Below are 18,731 nucleotides of genomic sequence, written 5' to 3'. Positions count from 1 at the left end.
GTTATGGCCCGTGGGGTTAACAAAGTCATATTGGTCGGTACTTGCGGCCAGGATCCCGAAGTTCGCTACTTGCCTAACGGTAACGCCGTGACCAACCTGAGTCTGGCAACCAGCGAACAGTGGACCGACAAGCAGACCGGCCAGAAGGTCGAGAAAACCGAATGGCACCGCGTGTCTATGTTCGGCAAGGTTGCAGAGATCGCTGGTGAGTACCTGCGCAAAGGTTCGCAGGTCTACATCGAAGGCAAGCTGCAAACCCGCGAGTGGGAAAAAGACGGCATCAAGCGTTACACCACTGAAATCGTAGTCGACATGCAAGGCACCATGCAGCTGTTGGGCGGCCGTCCACAGCAGGGCGACCAACAAGGCGGGGGCAATAACTACCAGCAGTCCGCTCCGGCCCCACGCCAGCAGGCTCCGCGCCCACAGCAGTCGGCCCCGCAACAGTCGCGCCAGGCACCGCCTCCACAGCAGGCCGCTCCACAGCCGGCTCCGGATTTCGACAGCTTTGATGACGATATCCCGTTCTAAGGTCCCAGGCCCGGAACGAGCAAAACCCCCGCAGGCGAAAGCCTCGGGGGTTTTTTAATGCCTGCAATCAGGCGTCCGTCGCGGCCGCTGTGACCACCATCTCCTTGAACCTGCGCAAGACGGCCGAGCCGTTACCAATACGCGTGGCCAAATGCAACGGCGCCACCAGGCTCTGGCACTCGATCAGCTCGCGATAAACAATGCCATCGCCGCGCAGCCGCTGCATGGAGGCGGGCACGATAGAAACCCCAAGCCCCGCAGCCACAAGACTCAAGGTCGCCGTCATGCGCGGCGCTTCCTGCACCACCTGCGGGCTGAACCCGGCTTCACGGCAGGCGACCAGGATGGCGTCATACAAACCCAACCCCACGCGCCGGCGATAGAGCACAAAAGCCTCATCAGCCAATGCTGCCAAGGGTAACGGCGGCCCCGCATCGAGTGCCAAGGGATGATCGGTCGGCAGGGCCAGCAGCATGGGCTCCACCAGGATAGGTTCGTCCTGCAACTGTTGCGCGCCACTGAGCGGGGAGCGGATAAACGCGGCATCCAGCTTTTCCTGCACCAGCGCGTCCAGCAGCTCGCCGGTTCCAGCTTCCTCCAGTATCACCGAGACACCCACAAACGCCTCGCGAAACTGCCGCAGCACGCTGGGTACAAACGGGTGCAATGCCGCCGAGCTGGTAAAGCCGATGGCGAGTCGGCCTCGCTCACCCCGGGCGGCACGGCGTACCACGTCGGTAACACCTTCGGCTCGGGCCAAAATATCTCGGGCCTCATCCAACAACGCCAGGCCTGCCGTGGTTGGGCGCACACCTCGGGGCAGGCGCTCCATCAAGACCACGCCCAATTGCGTTTCAAGACTTTGCAGCAAGCGCGTCAAGGGTGGTTGCTGCATGCCCAGGCGTTCCGCGGCGCGGGTGATGTAGCCTTCCTCGGCAATGGCCACGAAGGCTCTTAGCTGGCGAAGCTCCAACATAAAGATACTTTCAAGGTATGGGAGGTTGCCAATCCTGGCATTTGTTCTCATGGTTCACAAGATTTAGGCTGTGGCCACCTCTAACAAAGAAGGAAAGCCGCGATGACCTGGTCTGCCAAGCAATACACGATGTTTGAACAGCAACGCACCCGTCCGGTCCGTGACTTGGTTGCGGCTATTGCGAATGGCGATGTTCGTAGCGCCGTCGACCTGGGATGCGGCCCCGGCAATTCAACCGAAGTGCTGGCCGAGCGTTTCCCACAGGCGCACATTACGGGCATGGACAGCTCTGACGATATGCTGGTCGACGCCCGCAAGCGCCTGCCGCAACTGAATTTCGAGCTGGCAGACATCGGCGCCTGGAGCCCGTCGCAAAAATACGATGTGATCCTCGCCAACGCTTCCCTGCAATGGCTGCCGAACCACGCCACGCTCTACCCGCATCTGGTCGACCAGCTGACACCTGGCGGCACCCTCGCCGTACAAACCCCGGACAACCTTGACGAACCGGCCCACCGGCTGGCCCGCGAAGTGGCGGCAGATGGCCCGTGGGCGGCGAAGATCGGTGCGGTCAAACATAACGAGCGACACACCGCGAGTTACTACTACGAGTTGCTGAGCAAACATTGCAGCACTGTCGACGTATGGCGCACCACCTATCAACACCCGCTGGCCGATCACGCGGCGGTGGTGGAGTGGTTCAAGGCGTCGGCATTGCGGCCGTTTCTTGCGCCGTTAAACGACAGCGAAAAAGCCGCATTCCTACAGCAATACCAGGCACGTATCACCCAGGCTTACCCAGCCCTGGCTGATGGCACTGTGTTGCTGCCTTTTCCACGCCTGTTCATCATCGCAACGCGCTGAAGGCCAGCAAGCGGAGGTCATTGTGCCGCCGCTTGCGCCTTCAAGTATTCATCCGTCGACACCACGCTGGCATACCCGAAAGCCAGCGAGGCCATATAAGCGCCATGCACCTGCGCGGCCGCAATCACCTGGCCATTGAATGTCTGGTCGCGGGTTGCGCAGGCGTCGTGAATCAGCGTGACCTTGTAGCCCAGGTCCGCCGCAGCCCGCACCACTGCGTCAATGCACATATGGCTCATGTTGCCGACCACCACCACGTCAGTGATGGCGCGTTGTTCCAGCACGCTGCGCAGGTTTGTGCCGCGAAACGCGTTCACAAAGTGTTTAAGCACCACCGGCTCGTTGCCCTGGTTCAGCACCTTGGCGTGCAGGTGCGCGCCCTCGGAGCCTGGCGTGAAGAAGGGCGCGTCTTCGCTGGTGAATTCATGGCGCACATGGATAACGGCGTCGCCCGCCTGGCGAAACGCCTGCAGCACCTGCGCAGCCTTGTCCGCCGCGGCTTCCACGCCATCGAGCGGCCACTTGCCTTTGGGGAAATAATCGTTCTGGATATCGATGAGGATGAGCGCTTGCTTGGCCATGGGTGTCCTTATGATGGTTGGCAGTGCCTTGCATCTTAGCTGGCCCGTCGCCATCCAGGCAGCTGCTTTGATGGAGGCGTCGTGCAGAACACCGTCCGTTTAAACCCCTGTCGTGCAGAATAAAACAGGCCTAGTGCCATCGCTGTGTCGGTAACTGTCTGATTTACCTGTCATCCTCCCCAGCCGTGCCTTGGCGTGATCCATGCAACCTTTCTCACACACACATGGCAGGATCGCCAAGGGGGACGCATGACCCCGATTCAACGCAAAAAACGCGTAGTCGCCCACTCCACACGACAAGGGGCGCCGCAGCATGAAGTCGAAACCAATCGCGCCCTCGCGCGCTGGCTGGCGCAGATCCTTGGGCTAAAATTCGGCGGCAGCTATGACCCGCAGCTACATGATGGCCTCGACTTATATGTCTTGCCCACCCAAACCCTGGTCGGCCCCGCGCAAGCGCGGCCGCTCAATATCAAAGGGCCGGAAGATCTGTGGGGCGGTTATGTCGATCACGCGTTCATCTGTACCAAAGCGATCACCCACGGCCTGCTAAGTCCTGACGCCACGGCGCCTGAAGGCTGGTCGCCAGCGTTCTGTGAGCGTGTGCGCACGGTTGTTCTCGACGGGCTCAGCGTGTTTGCCCTTGAAGACGCATTGCCTGCCGCCACGCGCTTGCTCTACAGCGGGCCGATTCGCATAAAACCGGTGCATGCCTGTGCCGGACGCGGCCAGGAAGTTATCCACAGCCTCGACGCATTCGAGGCTTTGCTGGGGCGGCCCGAAGCGGCGCAGTTGTTCAACGACGGCGTAGTGCTGGAGCAGGATCTGCACGATGTCACCACCCACAGTGTGGGCCAGAGCTTTATCGGCGATCACGTGATCAGCTACTGCGGCGAGCAATTCCTCACCCAGGACGGGCACGGCGAAGAGGTGTACGGCGGCTCGACCTTGCTGGTGGTGCCCGGTGGTTATGACGACCTGCTTGAGCTTGATTTGCCCGACGATGTGCGCGAAGCCATCCAGCAAGCCCAGGTTTTCGACAGCGCCGCCGATGAGGCCTACCCTGGTTTCTATGCCTCGCGGCGCAATTACGACATTGCTCAAGGCCTGGACAGTGACGGCCAACGCCGTAGTGGCGTACTCGAACAATCCTGGCGCATGGGCGGGGCCAGCAGCGCGGAGGTCGCGGCGCTGCAAAGCTTCATCAATAACCCCGGCCTGCGGGCTATTAATGTGTCCTCGGTGGAGACCTATGTGGACCAACCGCTGCCTGCGCACGCCATTGAGGTATATCGCGGCCCGGCCGAAAACAGCGACTTTCTTCTCAAGTATGTGACGGTTAAATCTTATGACGGCTAGAAGCGAAAGCATTGCGATCGATATCGACGACGAACAGATGAGCGGCACCTTCCTGAGTCCAAAATCCAAAGTCCCCGGCGTGTTGTTTGTGCACGGCTGGGGCGGCAGCCAGGAGCGCGACCTTGAGCGCGCCAAAGGCATCGCGGGCTTAGGCTGCGTGTGCCTGACCTTCGACCTGCGCGGCCATGCCGGCACCGGCATTCCCTTGTCCCGCGTCACCCGTGAAGACAACCTGCGCGACTTGCTGGCGGCCTACGATCGCCTGCTCTCACACCCCGCCATCGACACCTCGGCCGTGGCCGTGGTGGGCACCAGTTATGGTGGCTACCTGGCGGCGATTCTCACTTCATTGCGCCCGGTACGCTGGTTGGCGCTGCGCGTGCCGGCGCTGTACCGCGACCAGGAGTGGCTCAAGCCCAAGCGCGACCTGGATAAGGCCGACCTGATGGATTATCGCAGCACCCTGGTGCACGCCGAAACCAACCGTGCCTTGCACGCCTGCGCCAAGTTCAGCGGTGATGTACTGATCGTCGAGTCGGAAACCGACGACCACGTGCCCCATGCCACCATCATGAGCTACCGGGCTGCGTGCCAGCACACCCATTCGCTGACCCACCGGATCATCGATGGCGCCGACCACTCGCTGAGCGACCCGGTGTCGCAGCAGGCCTACACCTCGATCCTGGTGGACTGGATTACCGAGATGGTGGTGGGGGAGCGGTTGAGCATTATTCAATCACGATAGTGTGGTGCCCTTTAGGGCCTCATCGCGGGCAAGCCCGGCTCCCACACTTGGAATGTATTGCAACCTGTGGGAGCGGGCTTGCCCGCGATGGCGATCGAACTGCCGACACCGTTCAAGCCGGTGTCTTCTTGACCCGCAACGCCTTGGCCTTGGCCTCCACCACCAGGTACATCACCAACGCCACCAGCAGCGGCAAAATAAAGTAGATCGCCCGGTAGGCAATCAGCCCTGCGAGCAAACTGCCCCGCGATGCCTCATGCTGCATCAGCGCGATAAACACGGCCTCCAGCACTCCGAGCCCGGCGGGGATATGGGTGATCACCCCGGCAATCGCGCTGATCAGCAGCACGCCCAATACCAGCGGGTAGTCCAGCTTGGCCGGCAGCAAAGTGAAGATCACCGCCGCCATCAACGACCAGTTCAACGCACCCAGCGCCAGCTGCAAACAGGCCATGCGCAACGACGGCAAGTTGATCTCGATACCTTTGACCGACCACGCGCGTTTCTTTGCAAACTGGCACGCAGCCAAGTAGCCCAGGCTGGCAAGCACCAACAGCACGCCAATGCCTTGCAACGCGCCGCTGCTGACCTTCCAACCCGGCGGCATGGTCACCAACCCACTGCTGAACACCACACCGGCCACGGCCATATAGCCAAACCAGTTGGTGGCCAGGCTCAGCCCAAGGATTTTGGCGATATTGCTGGTGCTCACCCCGAGCCGCGAATACAGCCGATAGCGCATGGCAATGCCACCGACCCACGCGCTCAGGTTGAGGTTGAAGGCATAGCTGATGATCCCCACCGGCAGGATCTGCTTCCAGCGCAAATCCTGGCGAATATAAGTGCGGCCGATCAGGTCGAAGCTGGCGTAGACAAGAAAACTGCAGAGCGTCAGCCCACCGGCGATCAACAGCGTGCGCAGTTTGAAGTCCGCCAGCGTCTGCAGCACTTCGCTCCAGTCGATGCGCCGCGCGAGCAGGGTGAACAGCACAATCAGCAGCAGAAAAAACGCGATCGTTAGCGGTTTCTTCCAGCGCTTGAACCGCGAGCCGCCGCTTTCAGTGGTCATGGGCCTGGCTCTCGAATGGCTTGAGGCGCGGTTTGTGTGCCGGCAGCCAACCCGTCAGGGCGGGGAAGTGCCGCATGACATGGAACACCAAAAAGCCCACGGTCAATCGCCATAACCACAGGCGCGGCTTGCGCTTTTCCGGCATGGTCTGGCAATGATTGCGCGCCAGTGTTTCCAGGCTTTCGTACAGCTGTTGATTGAACGCGTGGTCACGAATCAACACGTTGGCTTCCAGGTTCAGCGACAGGCTCAAGGGGTCCAGGTTGCTTGAACCCACGGTGCTCCAGTCGTCATCCACCAAGGCCACTTTGCCGTGCAGCGGGCGCTGGCAATACTCGTGAATCACCACGCCATCCTTGAGCAGATAGTCATACAGCATGCGCGCCGCGAGTTTGGCCAGCAGCACATCGGGCTGGCCCTGCATGATCAATTGCACCTGCACGCCACGCCGCGCGGCATTGCGGATTTCACGCAGCAGGCGGTAGCCGGGGAAGAAGTAGGCGTTGGCAATCACCACGCGTTTTTGCGCCTTGCTCAAGGCGTGGATGTAGGCCTCTTCGATGTCATCGCGGTGTTGCAGGTTATCGCGGTAAATCAGGCGCACCAGGCCGTCGTCGGTGTGCGTCGGCCACAGCGATGGCCGTTGCTGGCGGCGTCGCCAGCCGCGTCGCGTGCGCACCTGGCGGCCACTTTGGGCGAGGGCGAAATGATGCAGGTCCGCCACGGCCGGGCCGCTCACCTGCACGGCATAATCCTGCTTGGCTTCGGGGCCGAAATCACCCAGGTGGTCGGCAGAAAAATTGATCCCGCCGATAAACGCCACGGCGGCGTCCACCACCACGATCTTGCGGTGCAGGCGACGGAACCAGTTGGTGCGAATACCCACTAGCTTCGCTGCCGGGTCAAACATTTGCACCGCCACCCCGGCCTCGGCCAGCTCACCGAGAAAGGCAGGGCTCAGCTCGCCGCAGCCAAACCCATCGAGGCTGACGATCACCTTTACGCCGCGCTGCGCCGCCTCGATCAGGATGCCTTGCAGTTCATGGCCAACCTTGTCTTCGAACAGAATAAAGGTTTCCAGCAGGATCTCCCGCTGCGCCTGGCGCATGGCCTCGAAGACGGCGGGAAAGTACGCCTCGCCGTTCTCCAGCAGCTCAATGCGATTGCCCGGTTGCCAGCCGTAATCCAGGTCGCGAACCTTGGCATCATCCGGCGGCTGGTCGGTGGCGATGTGTTCCACGGCGACATTCATAGCTCAATCTCCACCGACAACGGCACGTGGTCTGACAGGTGAGACCACGGCCGCGTCGTCAGCGCCCTAGGGTTATGAACCTTGAGGTTACGCACATAGATGCGATCCAAAGGCAGCAAGGGCAGGCGCGCCGGAAAGGTGCGCGCCGGTTTGCCATGGGCTTCGATAAACACCTCCCTGAGCCCGCTTTGGCTCAAGTCGGCCTTCTGGCGCCAGTCATTGAAATCACCGGCGACGATCAGCGCCGCGTCAGCCGGAATCTCGGCGATGCGTTGCTCCAGCAAACGCAATTGCTGCTGGCGATGCACCTCGCGCAGGCCCAGGTGCATGCAGATCGCATGCACCTCTTGGCTGCTGCCCGGCAAGCGCAGCACGCAATGCAGCAGGCCCCGGCTTTCATGGCCGCTCTGGGAAATGTCGAGGTTGTCGTAGCGGATGATCTGGAATTTGGACAGCAGCGCGTTGCCGTGGTCGCCATGCGGGTAGACCGCGTTGCGGCCGTAGGCGAACTGCGGCCAGATGCTGTCGGCAAGGAACTCATACTGCGGCATCTTCGGCCAGTCGCTGTAGCGCTGTGGGTGACGCTCATGGGTGCCGTGGATTTCCTGCAGGAACACCATGTCGGCGCCCACGCTGCGCACCGCCTCACGCAACTCGGGCAGGATGAAGCGTCGGTTCAACGCGGTGAAACCCTTATGGATATTGACCGTCAGCACGGTGAAGCGGGTGATGGCGGTGCTGGGCGTAACGGGCACCCAGTCGGCAATCGCAGCCATGATCGCTCCTGTGGATAAGTAAAGGGTGAGGCCTGTGTTATTGGCTGACTGCGGCTGTTGGGGGAAAGTTTCGAGTGACCTACAGGCGGTATACCTGTCACGCAAAGCGAACTTTGCCGGTGCCAAGGCACTCAGTTCCTTACAGACCCTGCCGAAGGAGCCCGGTGTTTTGCTGAATCTAAAGACTGCATTACTGCTCGTCGCGCTGTTGGTGTGTGGCAATGGCGCGCTGCAAGCCGCAGCCCCGGCGCCTGCGGCAGCTGAGGCTCCCGCCAAGCCGGAGTTGCTGGTCGAAGGTGGCTTGCTCGGCGCCATCAGCTCCAGCATTGATGATGTGCAAGATAAGCTCGACCTTAACCAGAACCTCATCGACGCCTGGCGCCTGCGCGCCGACCGTGCGGCGGATGAGGTCGGGCGGCTGGTCGATCAGACCGCGCAACGTTCGCCGTGGAGCGTGGCCGGGGACTTCCTGCTGCTGTCCGGGGTGTGGGTCGGCGCCTTTGCGGCACTCACACTGCTCGGGCGCTTTAGCGTGCAGCGCCTAGGTCGGCGGCGTTTCGTTGCACGGCGCGAGCGTCTGCAAGGCGTATTGGGCTACGTGGTGCCCTACACGATCCCGGCCCTGGTCTGCCTGCCGCTGACGCTTTACGTCAGCCACTTTTTACCCAGCTCCGTAGGCCGTGCGCTGGCGCTGTGTTTTGCCTATGCCACCAGCAGCGGCATCTTCTCCACGTCGATGCTGTTGTGCGTCATCGTCATGTTCAACGTCGGCCACAAGCGCCCGGCCGTGCAGATTATTCGCCACTATTGCCCCAAGCCGCTGTTCCTGATCGGCTTTCTCGCCGCCCTCAGCGATGCCCTGACCAGCCCGCAAATCGCCCGCCAGTTGGGCGGCAATATCACCAGCAGCATCGCGGTGTTTACCGGCCTGTTCGCAGCGGTGATTTTCGGCGTGCTGGTGGTGCGCCTGCGCCGTCCGGTCGCGCATCTGATCCGCAACCGGCCGTTGGCCCAGCGCCTCAAGCACCCGGCGCTGCAGCAATCGCTGCGGGTATTTTCCGGGCTGTGGTATTGGCCGATTCTGTTGATGGTGCTGGTCTCGGCGATCAACCTGATCGGCGCCGGCGACGATAATCAGAAGGCCCTGCGTTGCGCGCTGTTCACCACGATTCTGTTGATCGGCACGGTGTTTCTCAGCACGGTGTTGCAACACCTGTTCAAGTCCCGCAGCCAGGTGGCGATCCAGCGCAGCAGCGCCTACAAGGAGCGCTTTCTGAGCCTGCTGCACGCAATATTGCGCATCGCCATGGCCATCGCGTTTATCGAAGTCCTCGGGCGTATCTGGGGTGTGTCGCTGTTCGAATTTGCCCAGCGTAACTCGGTGGGTCGGGCGATCAGCGATTCTCTCAGCAGCATCGGCCTGATCCTGCTGGTGACCTGGCTGTTCTGGGTGGTACTCGACACGGCAATCCAGGAGGCGTTGAAACCGCCGGTGAATAAACGCTCCAGCCGCCAGCCCAGCACACGGGTCAAAACCATCCTGCCGTTGCTGCGCAATGCGGTGAAAATCGTGCTGGTGGTGATCTGCGCGATCACTACCATGGCTAACCTGGGCATCAATGTCGCGCCGCTGCTGGCGGGTGCCGGTGTGGTCGGCCTGGCCATCGGTTTTGGCTCTCAGCAATTGGTGCAGGACGTGATCACCGGCCTGTTCATTATCATTGAAGACACGCTGTCGATCGGCGATTGGGTGGTGCTCGATTCCGGCCATGCCGGCACAGTGGAAGGCTTGACCATCCGCACCCTGCGCCTGCGTGACGGCAAGGGTTTTGTGCACTCGGTGCCATTCGGGCAGATCAAGGCGGTCACCAACCAGTCGCGGCAGTTTGCCTATGCGTTCTTCTCGGTGCAGTTCACTTACGACACCGATGTGGACAAGGCGGTGGAACTGATTCGTGAGGCCGGGCAGTCGATCCGCGACGACGTGTTCCTCAAGTACAACCTGCAAGGTCCGCTGGAAGTGTTTGGGGTCGACAAGATGGACCTCAACGGCGTGGTGCTGACGGCGCAGTTCCGAACCGTGTCGGGCGGGCAATATGCTGTGAGCCGCGCGTTTAACCAGCGCCTGAAAAAACTTGTGGATAACTGTGATGAGGTGCACTTCGCGCAGACTTATCCACAGCAGGTTTGGTTGCCCAAGCGCGCGGCGCATGTGGATGAGGCGGGTGAAGAGGTGCCGGGGCCGGTGGTGTTGACCGAGCAGCACAGGCCCCAATGATGTGTTGACTCTTCTGGCCTCATCGCAGGCAAGCCAGCTCCCACCTTTGGATTGTGTTCACCTGTGGGAGCCGGGCTTGCCCGCGATGAGGCCGGCAAGGTCCATACAGGGTTCAGCGCTTGATCAACTTCTCCTGCACCGCCTGCAAATCCTCCTCCAGCAACACCTGCTGTTTACCCGCGACCATCACCGCCGCCGGCAAGCCATCGCGATACACAATCCGATTGCCGCTCACCGCCGGCACTTTATTGCCGGGCAGCAAGGTGCCCACCAGGTTCAACGGGTCCGCCCCGCACACTGAAATCAAACTGCCGTCATGCGGCCGGCGTCTGACCTCACGTAGCAACGGAATCGCTTCCGGCAGCGCAAACTGTTCCCCCGCCAAACCACTCACAAACCGCCCGCCGCGAATCTCGCCCCGCGCCTCCAGGCGATGGAAGGTGCGCAGCAATTCGCGCCAGCTTGGCAGCCAGTCGGCTTCCCGCTCCAGCAACCGCCAGAACACCACGCCATAACGGCGCAGCAGGGTCATCGCCACATGCTCCAGGGTCTCGGCCGAATGCGGTCCGGCGGCGGTGGGGGAGCGGCGCACCAGGGCCCAGCGCCCGGCGTCGTCCATGCCGCCGATAAACGCCCCGCGCCCACGCCGGCTACTGCGTGCCTGGCGTTTGCTGGCGGGCGTGGTCAAGGCCCGCAGCCCGGCGAAACTGTCGGCATTCACCAGCCCCGCGCCCACCAGTTCCTGCAAGGCGGTTTCCAGTTCGCTGCGCAGCAGATGGGCTTCGTGCACCAGTTCGTCGAAAAACAGCGCGCCGTGTTCACGCAGCGCCAGGTGGACCTTTTGCGCCTTGGGCGACAATGTGGTGCTGTCGGTCGGTTCGGTCAGCCCGCTCCACAACGGCACTTGGCTGCGTGGTAACAACACCACCGGCGTACTGCGCAGTGCCAGGGCGCCGGCCTTGTTGCTCAGGCGCGTCCACACCAGTTTGCCGCTGCGGCACAGCTCGTCGAGCCAGGTGGAGGAATAGTCCCTGAGCCGCGCGCTGAGCAAGTCGCTGTCCCAGGCCGAGGTGGCGGCGGCGTAGCCTTCGAACTGCCCGACAATCTGCGGCAACATTGCGCTGCCCTGGCCACGGGTGCCGTCGGACAGGTGCTGCCAATCGAACAGAAAGCGCATGAAATCCTGCAGCGCCACCGGCTCGATTTCCCGGCGCAGGCGCTTGACTGTGTAGCGATGGATACGCGCGAGCAAATGCCGCTCGCACCATTGTTCCTGGCTGGCGCCGGGGCTGAAATGGCCGCGCAGCACGTAGCCTTCCTGCTCCAGACGAGCGAGTGCCTGGCTGATATCCGCGACCGGCAGCGCCAACGGCGTGGCGATCTCGGCCAGGCTCAACGGGCCGAAACCGCCGAGGCGCGCGCGCAACACTTCAGCCAGCGCATCATCAAAGGCCCACAGCTCATCGAAGCCCGGCAACAACGGCAAGTCATTCGGATAGATCGCTTGCAGGCAACTCAGGCGCTCCACCGCCACCCACAGGCCATTTTCCAGTTGATAGGCGCGCCCACCTTTGGCCAAGGCGTGCAACCACTCGGCCCATTGCGGCGTGACTTCGTTGCCGGCGATACAGGCCAGGCTCATCAGCGCTTCATGCATTTCATCCAGGCCATTGGGCGCGGGCCAGGCTTCTTCACGCACGCCGGCAATGGCCTCGGCGTCCAGCGCGCCGAGGTCGTCGGTGCTGTGCGGGTCGCTCCAGCGACGGTTGAGCACGGCCTGGGTACGGCGCTCTTCCAATGGCGCGTCGTCGAGAAAGGTGTAGGGCCGCGCGCTGAGAATTTCGGCGGCCATGGGCGAGGGCGCGGGCAGGTCGCGGCTGATCAGGCGCACTTCGCCACTCTCCATGCGTCGCAACAGCGTCAGCCAACCCTCGCTGTCCATGGCTTCGTGCAGGCAGTCGTCAAGGGTTTGCTCCACCAGCGGGTGTTCAGGCACTTCGCGCTCGCCGGCAAGGTTTTCCAGGCAGGCAATCTGGTCGGGAAACACGCTGGCGATCAGGTCTTCGCTTTTCATGCGCTGAATCTGCGGCGCCACCTTGCGCCCGCCGGTGTAGCGCGGCAACGCCAGGGCCACACCGGCATTCCAGCGCCAGCGCACGCCAAACAGCGGCGCATCCAGCACGGCCTGGATCAGCAGGTGCTCGGCACTGTTGCTGTTCACATAGCGCCACACTTCATCCAGCTCAAAACTGTGGCTGGTGGACAGCGACAGCACGATTGCATTCTCGCTGGCGGCCGCCTGCAATTCAAAGTTGAACGTGCGGCAAAAACGCTTGCGCAGTGCCAGGCCCCACGCGCGGTTGATGCGGCTGCCGAACGGCGTGTGGATGATCAGTTGAGTGCCGCCGGACTCGTCGAAAAACCGCTCCATGATCAACGTGTCCTGGGACGGTAAAGCGCTCAGCGCCAGGCGTGCACGGGCCAGGTAATCGAGGATCTGTTCGGCGCTGGCGCGGTTCAGGCCAAGGCTGGCGGTGAGCCAGTCTTGCGCGGGTTGCAGGTCACCGGGTGTGGTGGCGAGCAGCGCGTCCAACTGCCCCTGAAAACGCGCGACTGCCGCCGACAACTCGTTGCTGCGCCCCGGCGCTTCACCCAGCCAGAACGGGATGGTCGGCGGCTGGCCGTGGGCATCTTCGACGCGCACTTTGCCGCTTTCTACCCGCAGGATTCTGTAGGACGTATTACCGAGCTGGAAAATATCCCCGGCGATGCTTTCCACCGCGAAGTCTTCGTTGACACTGCCAATGTTCAGGCTCTGAGGCTCCAGCAATACGCTGTAGTCGGCGTTGTCAGGGATGGTGCCGCCGCTGGTCACGGCGGTCAGTTTGGCGCCACGGCGGGCGCGCAGGGTGTGGGTCACGGCGTCACGGTGCAGGTAGGCGCTGCGGATGCCTTGGCGGCCGTTGTAGCCGTCGGCGAGCATGTGCAGCAGTGCCTGGTAGTGGCGCTCATCGAGTGCGGCGTAGGGTGAGGCGCGGCGGATGAGGTCCAGCAACGCCTGTTCCGGCCATTCGCGGGCGCTGACTTCGGCGATGATCTGCTGGGCCAGCACGTCCAGCGGGGCGATGGGGATGAGCAAGGTGTCCAGTTCGCCGCGCCGCACGCAGTCGAGCAGGGCGGCGCATTCGATCAAGTCATCGCGGGTGGTGGCGAACAGCCGTCCCTTGGGCGTGCCGCCGACCTGGTGGCCGGAACGCCCAACCCTTTGCAGAAAACCGTTGATGGAACCGGGTGAGCCGATCTGGCAGACCAGGTCGACCTCACCGATATCAATCCCCAATTCCAGCGACGCGGTGGCGATCAGCACTTGCAGCTCACCGGCCTTGAGCCGTTGCTCGGCGTCCAGGCGCAGCTCTTTGGCCAGGCTGCCGTGGTGCGCGGCCACGGCGGTCTTGCCCAAACGCTCGCTCAAGTGCCGGGCCAGGCGTTCGGCCAGGCGCCGAGTGTTGACGAACACCAGCGTAGTGCGGTGTTCGCGGGCCAGTGTGGCAAGGCGGTCGTAGACCAATTCCCACACATCGTTGGCCATCACCGCCGAGAGCGGCACCGGCGGTACTTCGATATCCAGGTCGCGGGGGCGCGCGTGGCCGATATCGACGATGGCGCACTCACGCCCGCTGCCGACCAAAAAGCGTGACACCGCCTCGATAGGCTTTTGCGTGGCCGACAAGCCGACACGGGTCAACGGCTCGCTGCATAAACCTTGCAGGCGCTCCAGGCTCAGGGCCAGGTGGCTGCCGCGTTTGCCGGCGGCGATGGCGTGGATTTCGTCGACGATCACCGTGCGCGTGCTGGAAAGCATTTGCCGACCGGAGTCCGAGCCCAGCAGTACGTAGAGTGATTCCGGCGTGGTGACGAGGATATGCGGCGGCCGTTTGCGCATGTGCGCGCGGTCTTTTTGCGGGGTGTCGCCGGTGCGCACGGCAGTGCGGATAGTCAGCGGCGGCAAGCCCTGCGCCTGTAATTGCGCGGTGATGCCGGCCAGTGGGTTTTGCAGGTTGATCTGGATATCGTTGGACAGCGCCTTGAGCGGCGACACGTACACCACCAGCGTTTCGTCCGGCAGTTGCCCACCGTTGGCCAAACCTTGGTGCACCAGGTCATCGAGCACCGCCAGGAACGCGGTGAGGGTTTTGCCGGAGCCTGTGGGCGCGGCGATCAAGGTTGAGCGGCGTTGGCGGATCAGCGGCCACGCCTGGGCCTGGGCGCCGGTCACCGAGGGAAAGGTATTGCCAAACCAGGCACTGACGGCGGGGTGGAAGCCGTCCAATACCGTGTCGGTTGATTCGGGAAGGTTCATCTATTGATTGATACTGCCCATTCCAACAAGTTGCAATCAGGTACTTTGTCCGTGACGGTTGCGCTACAAACCCGCAAAATGCAACGATTCTGGCAACAACCTACGGCAAGGCGCACACGCCTGCCGATAATAACCATCGTTCCAAACAGACCGGGCCTGCTCAATCTATGCGAATGCGCCTTATGTTACTGGGCGGCGGGAATGCCCTCGGGCAGGCGCTGATTCGCCTCGGTGCAGAGGAAGACATCGGTTTCCTCGCACCTAAACCGCCCCAAGACGGCTGGGATGCCGCGAGCCTCACCCAATTGCTCGACGACACCCGTCCCGATGCGCTGATCAACCTCGCCTACTATTTCGACTGGTTCCAGGCCGAAGCGGTCAGCGAAACACGTTTGGCCGCCCAGGAGTTCGCCATCGAACGCCTGGCCGAACTGTGCCAGCACCACAACATCACCTTGCTGCAACCGTCCAGCTACCGCGTGTTCGATGGCTCCCGCGCCACCGCCTACAGCGAAAAAGACGAGCCGGTACCCCTGGGCCTGCGCGGCCAGGCGTTATGGCGGATCGAGCAGAGCGTGCGCGCCACCTGCCCGCAACATGTGCTGCTGCGCTTTGGCTGGCTGCTGGATGACAGTGTGGATGGCACCCTCGGGCGCTTCCTGGCCCGTGCCGAGAAACCCGATGAATTGCTGATGGCCGATGACCGGCGCGGCAACCCTACGCCGGTGGACGATGCGGCGCGGGTGATCATTTCGGTGCTCAAGCAACTCGATTGCGCGGCGCCGCTGTGGGGCACCTATCACTACGCCGGCCACGAAGCGACCACGCCGTTGGCGCTGGGCCAGGCGATCCTTACTGAAGCGCGCAATTTCCATCCGCTGGCGATCGAATCACCCACCGCCCAGGCCCATGCGGCCCGGCCGGATGCGGCGGACGAGCCGCAGCACGCGGTGCTGGCCTGCAAGAAAATCCTTCACACCTTTGGCATCAAGCCACGGGCGTGGCGGGCGGGGTTGCCGGCGTTGCTGGATCGGTTCTACCGGCATAGCTGAAGGCAACACAAAAAAATGTGGGAGCAGGTTTATGTGGGAGCTGGCTTGCCTGCGATAGCATCACCCCGGTATCACTGATACACCGAGGTGCCTGCATCGCGGGCAAGCCCGACTCCCACACAAACCCAGCTCCCACATTGGGTTCTGCGGTGTTGTTTAGAACTTGTAACCAATACCCACCATGTAAACCATCGGGTCAACATCCACATTGACCTTGGCACGTGTGCCTTGGCCCAGCGCATTGTTATCCACAGTCGCCTTGGTGCTGATGTCGATGTAACGCGCCTGGGCGTTGATCATCCACTTGTCGTTGATCATGTAGTCGGCACCGATCTGCGCGGCCCAGCCCCAGGAGTTCTCGGCCTTGAAGTTGCTGAAACCGGCTTGTTCGGCGCGGCTGCCGACGTGCTCGTCGTAGATCCAGGTGTAGTTGATACCGGCGCCTACATACGGCTGGAACGCGGACTTGTTGTCCAGCGGGTAGTACACGACGCTCAAGGTCGGCGGCAGGTGCTTGAGCGTACCGAGCTTGCCGTTGGCGGCGCCCAGGGCGGTGTTCTTGATCTTCACGTCATGCTCGAACGGCGTGGCGGCCAGCAGTTCGATACCGATGTGGTTGGTAATCATGTAGGCGAAGTTGAGGCCCAGTTGGGTGTCGCTGCTCATGGTGGCCTTGCCGCCCAGGTTGGTGCCGGCCAATGGCCCCTGGTCAACCTTCACGTGGCCACTGTCTGCTTTCGGGTTCACGGTAATTGCACCGGCACGAATCAGAATGTCACCCGCTTCGTGAGCGTGTGCGACAGGGGCGGCGAGGGCGAGCGCGAAGAGGGACGCGCCGAGCAGAGACTTGTTCATGGGAGCTCCAAAAGGACGTTAAAAGTTGTACGTCCAATGGTAAAGATCGTTCCGTTCGATCTTTTGATTCAGCTCAATGAAAGCTCGATCAATCACTTGCACCACTGATCAAAAATGTGGGAGCGGGCTTGCTCGCGAAAGCGGTCAGTCAGTCGATAAATCGGTTGACTGACACAGCGCATTCGCGAGCAAGCCCGCTCCCACATTTGATCCTGGGTGTTCCTGGGAAGGTGTTATTCCTGCAGTTCGTAGACGTAAATCTTCTCGGCATCCATCTGGTAACCGGCGTCGGCCAGCTCACTGGACGACGGCTTGACCTGCATCGCCCCTTCGATCCAATACGGCTGATACAGCTCATCAAGCTTCACGCCGACTTCGCTTTTCACATGCACGATCTGGTTCGACGGCGGCGGCGGTACGTGGATGCACGCACCGAAATACGGCACCAGCAGAAACTCGGTGGTGCGGCCTTCTTCGCTGACTTCCAGCGGCACGATATAGCCCGGCAAACGGATGTGCTTGCCGTTAAGGCTCTGCACCACCGGCGCGTTGGGCAGTTCCTGTTTGGCCGCAGGCGCGGCCTCGACCGACAGCGCATCAGCCATGTTCGACAGGTCGTGCAGCGGTTTCATATTGGGGATTTCCGGCGGCGCGTCCGGTGGAATCATTTCCTGCCAAGACAGGTCCTTGGGCTGCTCGTCGGCCCAGGCGGGCACCACCACCAGCAGCAACAGCGCAAACAGGGCACGACGCATCGACAGCTTCCTCATAAACGTATGGACAGGCCATCGGCCAAAGATTGCCGATAGGCGCGCCACGCGGGCACGCTGCCCATCAACAGCGCGGCGGCCAGGATACCGACGAGCAAGGTCCATTCATATTCGCTCGGCCACGACATCGGCAGGTCCAGGCCGTAGTTGGCCTGCAAATACCCGCGCGACGCGGCGATGCACACGTACAGCAGACCCACGCCCGCCACGACGCCCGACAAAGCCAGCGCGAAGGCTTCGAAGATCAGCAGTGTCGCAATGTGCCACGGCCGTGCGCCCACCGAACGCAAAATCGCCATCTCGCGGCGGCGTTCATTGAGGCTGGTGAGGATTGCGGTGAGCATGCCGATCAAGCCAGTCAGCACCACGAACAGCGAGATCACGAACAGCGCTTTTTCGGCGGTGCCCATCATGCTCCACAGCTCTTGCAGCGCCACGCCCGGCAGGATTGCCAGCATCGGCTCGCCACGGAATTCATTGATCTCGCGTTGCAGCGCAAAGGTGGAAATCTTGTTGTTCAGGCCCAGCATGAACGCGGTGATCGCTTGCGGCGTGAGGTCCATATTGCGTGCCTGGTCAGCACTGATACGGCCTTTGCCCTGGGCCGGCACGCCGTTGTGCCAGTCGATATGGATCGCCTCCATGCCGCCGAGGCTGATGTGCAGCGTGCGGTCTACCGGCGTGCCGGTGCGCTTGAGAATGCCGACCACGGTGAAGGGTTTGTCATCGTGCTTGACCAGGCTCACCACCGCTACGCCGTGGGCCAGCACCAGCTTGTCGCCGAGCTTGTAGTGCAGCGCATCCGCCACTTCGGCGCCCAGCACCACCTCAAACGGGTCAGTGGCGAAGGCGCGGCCGCTGGCCAGTTCGAGGTTTTGCTTGCGGCCGTATTGGTAATGCTCGAAGTAGGACTCGTTGGTGCCCATCACGCGATAGCCACGGTGCGAGTCGCCGAGTGAAATCGGGATCGCCCATTTCACCTGCGGGCTGGCGGCGAAGTGCTCGAAGCTGTCCCAGCGGATGTTGTTGGTGGCGTTGCCGATGCGGAATACCGAGTACAGCAGCAAGTTGACCGAGCCGGAGCGGGCGCCGACGATCAGGTCAGTGCCGCTGATGGTGCTGGCGAAACTGTTGCGCGCCTCAACACGCACGCGTTCCACGGCGAGTAACAGGCACACCGAAAGGGCGATGGCGAAGGCGGTGAGGATCGCGGTAAAGCGGCGGTTAGCCAGGCTGGCCATGGCTAGACGAAACAGATACATC

Annotated in this window: 15 protein-coding genes; 6 read left to right on the top strand and 9 right to left on the bottom strand. The window is 62.1% G+C overall.

Annotated elements, in window-relative coordinates:
• The first annotated feature begins 3 nt into the window (after window positions 1-3).
• The gene (locus PSH96_RS26040) at window positions 4-531 is read left to right on the top strand and encodes a single-stranded DNA-binding protein (RefSeq protein WP_010467282.1); all 528 of its coding nucleotides are present in this window, start codon (window positions 4-6) and stop codon (window positions 529-531) included.
• Window positions 532-598: 67 nt separating this feature from the next.
• Here the strand turns inward: PSH96_RS26040 and PSH96_RS26035 are convergent, their stop codons facing one another.
• Window positions 599-1,507: a LysR family transcriptional regulator gene (locus PSH96_RS26035; RefSeq protein WP_305456059.1), complete on the bottom strand. Its 909-nt coding sequence runs from the start codon at window positions 1,505-1,507 to the stop codon at window positions 599-601.
• Window positions 1,508-1,609: 102 nt separating this feature from the next.
• Here PSH96_RS26035 and tam point away from each other — a divergent pair, with 102 nt between their 5' ends.
• The gene (tam, locus tag PSH96_RS26030; RefSeq protein WP_305456057.1) at window positions 1,610-2,371 is read left to right on the top strand and encodes a trans-aconitate 2-methyltransferase; all 762 of its coding nucleotides are present in this window, start codon (window positions 1,610-1,612) and stop codon (window positions 2,369-2,371) included.
• A 17-nt stretch (window positions 2,372-2,388) separates the two neighbouring features.
• Here the strand turns inward: tam and PSH96_RS26025 are convergent, their stop codons facing one another.
• Entirely contained in the window at window positions 2,389-2,952 is a 564-nt protein-coding gene (locus PSH96_RS26025; RefSeq protein WP_305456055.1) for a cysteine hydrolase family protein, read from the bottom strand.
• 249 nt (window positions 2,953-3,201) lie between these two features.
• Between PSH96_RS26025 and PSH96_RS26020 the strand changes: the two genes are divergently transcribed.
• Together PSH96_RS26020 and PSH96_RS26015 are read left to right on the top strand one after the other, a co-directional pair.
• Window positions 3,202-4,311 (top strand): DUF3182 family protein, encoded by a 1,110-nt coding sequence (locus PSH96_RS26020; protein ID WP_305456053.1) that lies wholly within the window; start codon window positions 3,202-3,204, stop codon window positions 4,309-4,311.
• Complete coding sequence (locus tag PSH96_RS26015) at window positions 4,301-5,056, top strand: S9 family peptidase (protein WP_065930336.1); 756 nt, start codon at window positions 4,301-4,303, stop codon at window positions 5,054-5,056. Before PSH96_RS26020 ends, PSH96_RS26015 begins: the two co-directional genes overlap by 11 nt.
• A 112-nt stretch (window positions 5,057-5,168) precedes the next feature.
• On the opposite strand, the gene PSH96_RS26010 is transcribed toward PSH96_RS26015, so the two are convergent.
• Genes PSH96_RS26010 through PSH96_RS26000 form a run of 3 tightly spaced genes read right to left on the bottom strand, consistent with a single transcriptional unit; the run spans window position 5,169 to window position 8,153 of the window.
• On the bottom strand, window positions 5,169-6,125 hold the full coding sequence (locus PSH96_RS26010; RefSeq protein ID WP_305456050.1) for a lysylphosphatidylglycerol synthase domain-containing protein: 957 nt from the start codon (window positions 6,123-6,125) through the stop codon (window positions 5,169-5,171).
• Window positions 6,115-7,377 (bottom strand): cardiolipin synthase ClsB, encoded by a 1,263-nt coding sequence (gene clsB, locus PSH96_RS26005; RefSeq protein WP_305456048.1) that lies wholly within the window; start codon window positions 7,375-7,377, stop codon window positions 6,115-6,117. Before clsB ends, PSH96_RS26010 begins: the two co-directional genes overlap by 11 nt.
• The gene (locus PSH96_RS26000; RefSeq protein ID WP_305456046.1) at window positions 7,374-8,153 is read right to left on the bottom strand and encodes an endonuclease/exonuclease/phosphatase family protein; all 780 of its coding nucleotides are present in this window, start codon (window positions 8,151-8,153) and stop codon (window positions 7,374-7,376) included. Before PSH96_RS26000 ends, clsB begins: the two co-directional genes overlap by 4 nt.
• A 169-nt stretch (window positions 8,154-8,322) precedes the next feature.
• Between PSH96_RS26000 and PSH96_RS25995 the strand changes: the two genes are divergently transcribed.
• The gene (locus PSH96_RS25995; RefSeq protein WP_305456045.1) at window positions 8,323-10,431 is read left to right on the top strand and encodes a mechanosensitive ion channel family protein; all 2,109 of its coding nucleotides are present in this window, start codon (window positions 8,323-8,325) and stop codon (window positions 10,429-10,431) included.
• Window positions 10,432-10,543: 112 nt separating this feature from the next.
• Here the strand turns inward: PSH96_RS25995 and PSH96_RS25990 are convergent, their stop codons facing one another.
• A complete protein-coding gene (locus tag PSH96_RS25990; RefSeq protein ID WP_305456043.1) occupies window positions 10,544-14,791 on the bottom strand; it encodes a DEAD/DEAH box helicase in 4,248 nt (1,415 codons plus the stop codon).
• Window positions 14,792-14,958: 167 nt separating this feature from the next.
• On the opposite strand from PSH96_RS25990, the gene PSH96_RS25985 reads away from it, so the two are divergent.
• On the top strand, window positions 14,959-15,843 hold the full coding sequence (locus tag PSH96_RS25985) for a sugar nucleotide-binding protein (RefSeq protein WP_017135982.1): 885 nt from the start codon (window positions 14,959-14,961) through the stop codon (window positions 15,841-15,843).
• Window positions 15,844-15,999: 156 nt separating this feature from the next.
• Here the strand turns inward: PSH96_RS25985 and PSH96_RS25980 are convergent, their stop codons facing one another.
• The 3 genes from PSH96_RS25980 to PSH96_RS25970 all read right to left on the bottom strand — a co-directional run bounded on the left by PSH96_RS25980 (window position 16,000) and on the right by PSH96_RS25970 (window position 18,730).
• Window positions 16,000-16,698: an OmpW family protein gene (locus tag PSH96_RS25980; RefSeq protein WP_017135983.1), complete on the bottom strand. Its 699-nt coding sequence runs from the start codon at window positions 16,696-16,698 to the stop codon at window positions 16,000-16,002.
• 233 nt (window positions 16,699-16,931) lie between these two features.
• On the bottom strand, window positions 16,932-17,453 hold the full coding sequence (locus PSH96_RS25975; RefSeq protein WP_056861907.1) for a DUF3299 domain-containing protein: 522 nt from the start codon (window positions 17,451-17,453) through the stop codon (window positions 16,932-16,934).
• 11 nt (window positions 17,454-17,464) lie between these two features.
• Entirely contained in the window at window positions 17,465-18,730 is a 1,266-nt protein-coding gene (locus PSH96_RS25970; protein ID WP_305456040.1) for an ABC transporter permease, read from the bottom strand.
• Window position 18,731: the final 1 nt, after the last annotated feature.

It is taken from the genome of Pseudomonas sp. FP2338, from assembly GCF_030687515.1.
Lineage (GTDB): Bacteria > Pseudomonadota > Gammaproteobacteria > Pseudomonadales > Pseudomonadaceae > Aquipseudomonas > Aquipseudomonas salomonii.
This window is presented reverse-complemented; position numbering and strand designations above follow the sequence as displayed.

Coding starts and splice junctions, on each gene's coding strand:
- clsB (WP_305456048.1), bottom strand. CDS start 7,377: ATGAATGTCGCCGTGGAACACATCGCCACCGACCAGCCGCCGGATGAT.
- PSH96_RS26010 (WP_305456050.1), bottom strand. CDS start 6,125: ATGACCACTGAAAGCGGCGGCTCGCGGTTCAAGCGCTGGAAGAAACCG.
- PSH96_RS26040 (WP_010467282.1), top strand. CDS start 4: ATGGCCCGTGGGGTTAACAAAGTCATATTGGTCGGTACTTGCGGCCAG.
- PSH96_RS25990 (WP_305456043.1), bottom strand. CDS start 14,791: ATGAACCTTCCCGAATCAACCGACACGGTATTGGACGGCTTCCACCCC.
- tam (WP_305456057.1), top strand. CDS start 1,610: ATGACCTGGTCTGCCAAGCAATACACGATGTTTGAACAGCAACGCACC.
- PSH96_RS26020 (WP_305456053.1), top strand. CDS start 3,202: ATGACCCCGATTCAACGCAAAAAACGCGTAGTCGCCCACTCCACACGA.
- PSH96_RS26000 (WP_305456046.1), bottom strand. CDS start 8,153: ATGGCTGCGATTGCCGACTGGGTGCCCGTTACGCCCAGCACCGCCATC.
- PSH96_RS26035 (WP_305456059.1), bottom strand. CDS start 1,507: ATGTTGGAGCTTCGCCAGCTAAGAGCCTTCGTGGCCATTGCCGAGGAA.
- PSH96_RS25985 (WP_017135982.1), top strand. CDS start 14,959: ATGCGAATGCGCCTTATGTTACTGGGCGGCGGGAATGCCCTCGGGCAG.
- PSH96_RS25970 (WP_305456040.1), bottom strand. CDS start 18,730: ATGTATCTGTTTCGTCTAGCCATGGCCAGCCTGGCTAACCGCCGCTTT.
- PSH96_RS25975 (WP_056861907.1), bottom strand. CDS start 17,453: ATGCGTCGTGCCCTGTTTGCGCTGTTGCTGCTGGTGGTGGTGCCCGCC.
- PSH96_RS25980 (WP_017135983.1), bottom strand. CDS start 16,698: ATGAACAAGTCTCTGCTCGGCGCGTCCCTCTTCGCGCTCGCCCTCGCC.
- PSH96_RS26015 (WP_065930336.1), top strand. CDS start 4,301: ATGACGGCTAGAAGCGAAAGCATTGCGATCGATATCGACGACGAACAG.
- PSH96_RS26025 (WP_305456055.1), bottom strand. CDS start 2,952: ATGGCCAAGCAAGCGCTCATCCTCATCGATATCCAGAACGATTATTTC.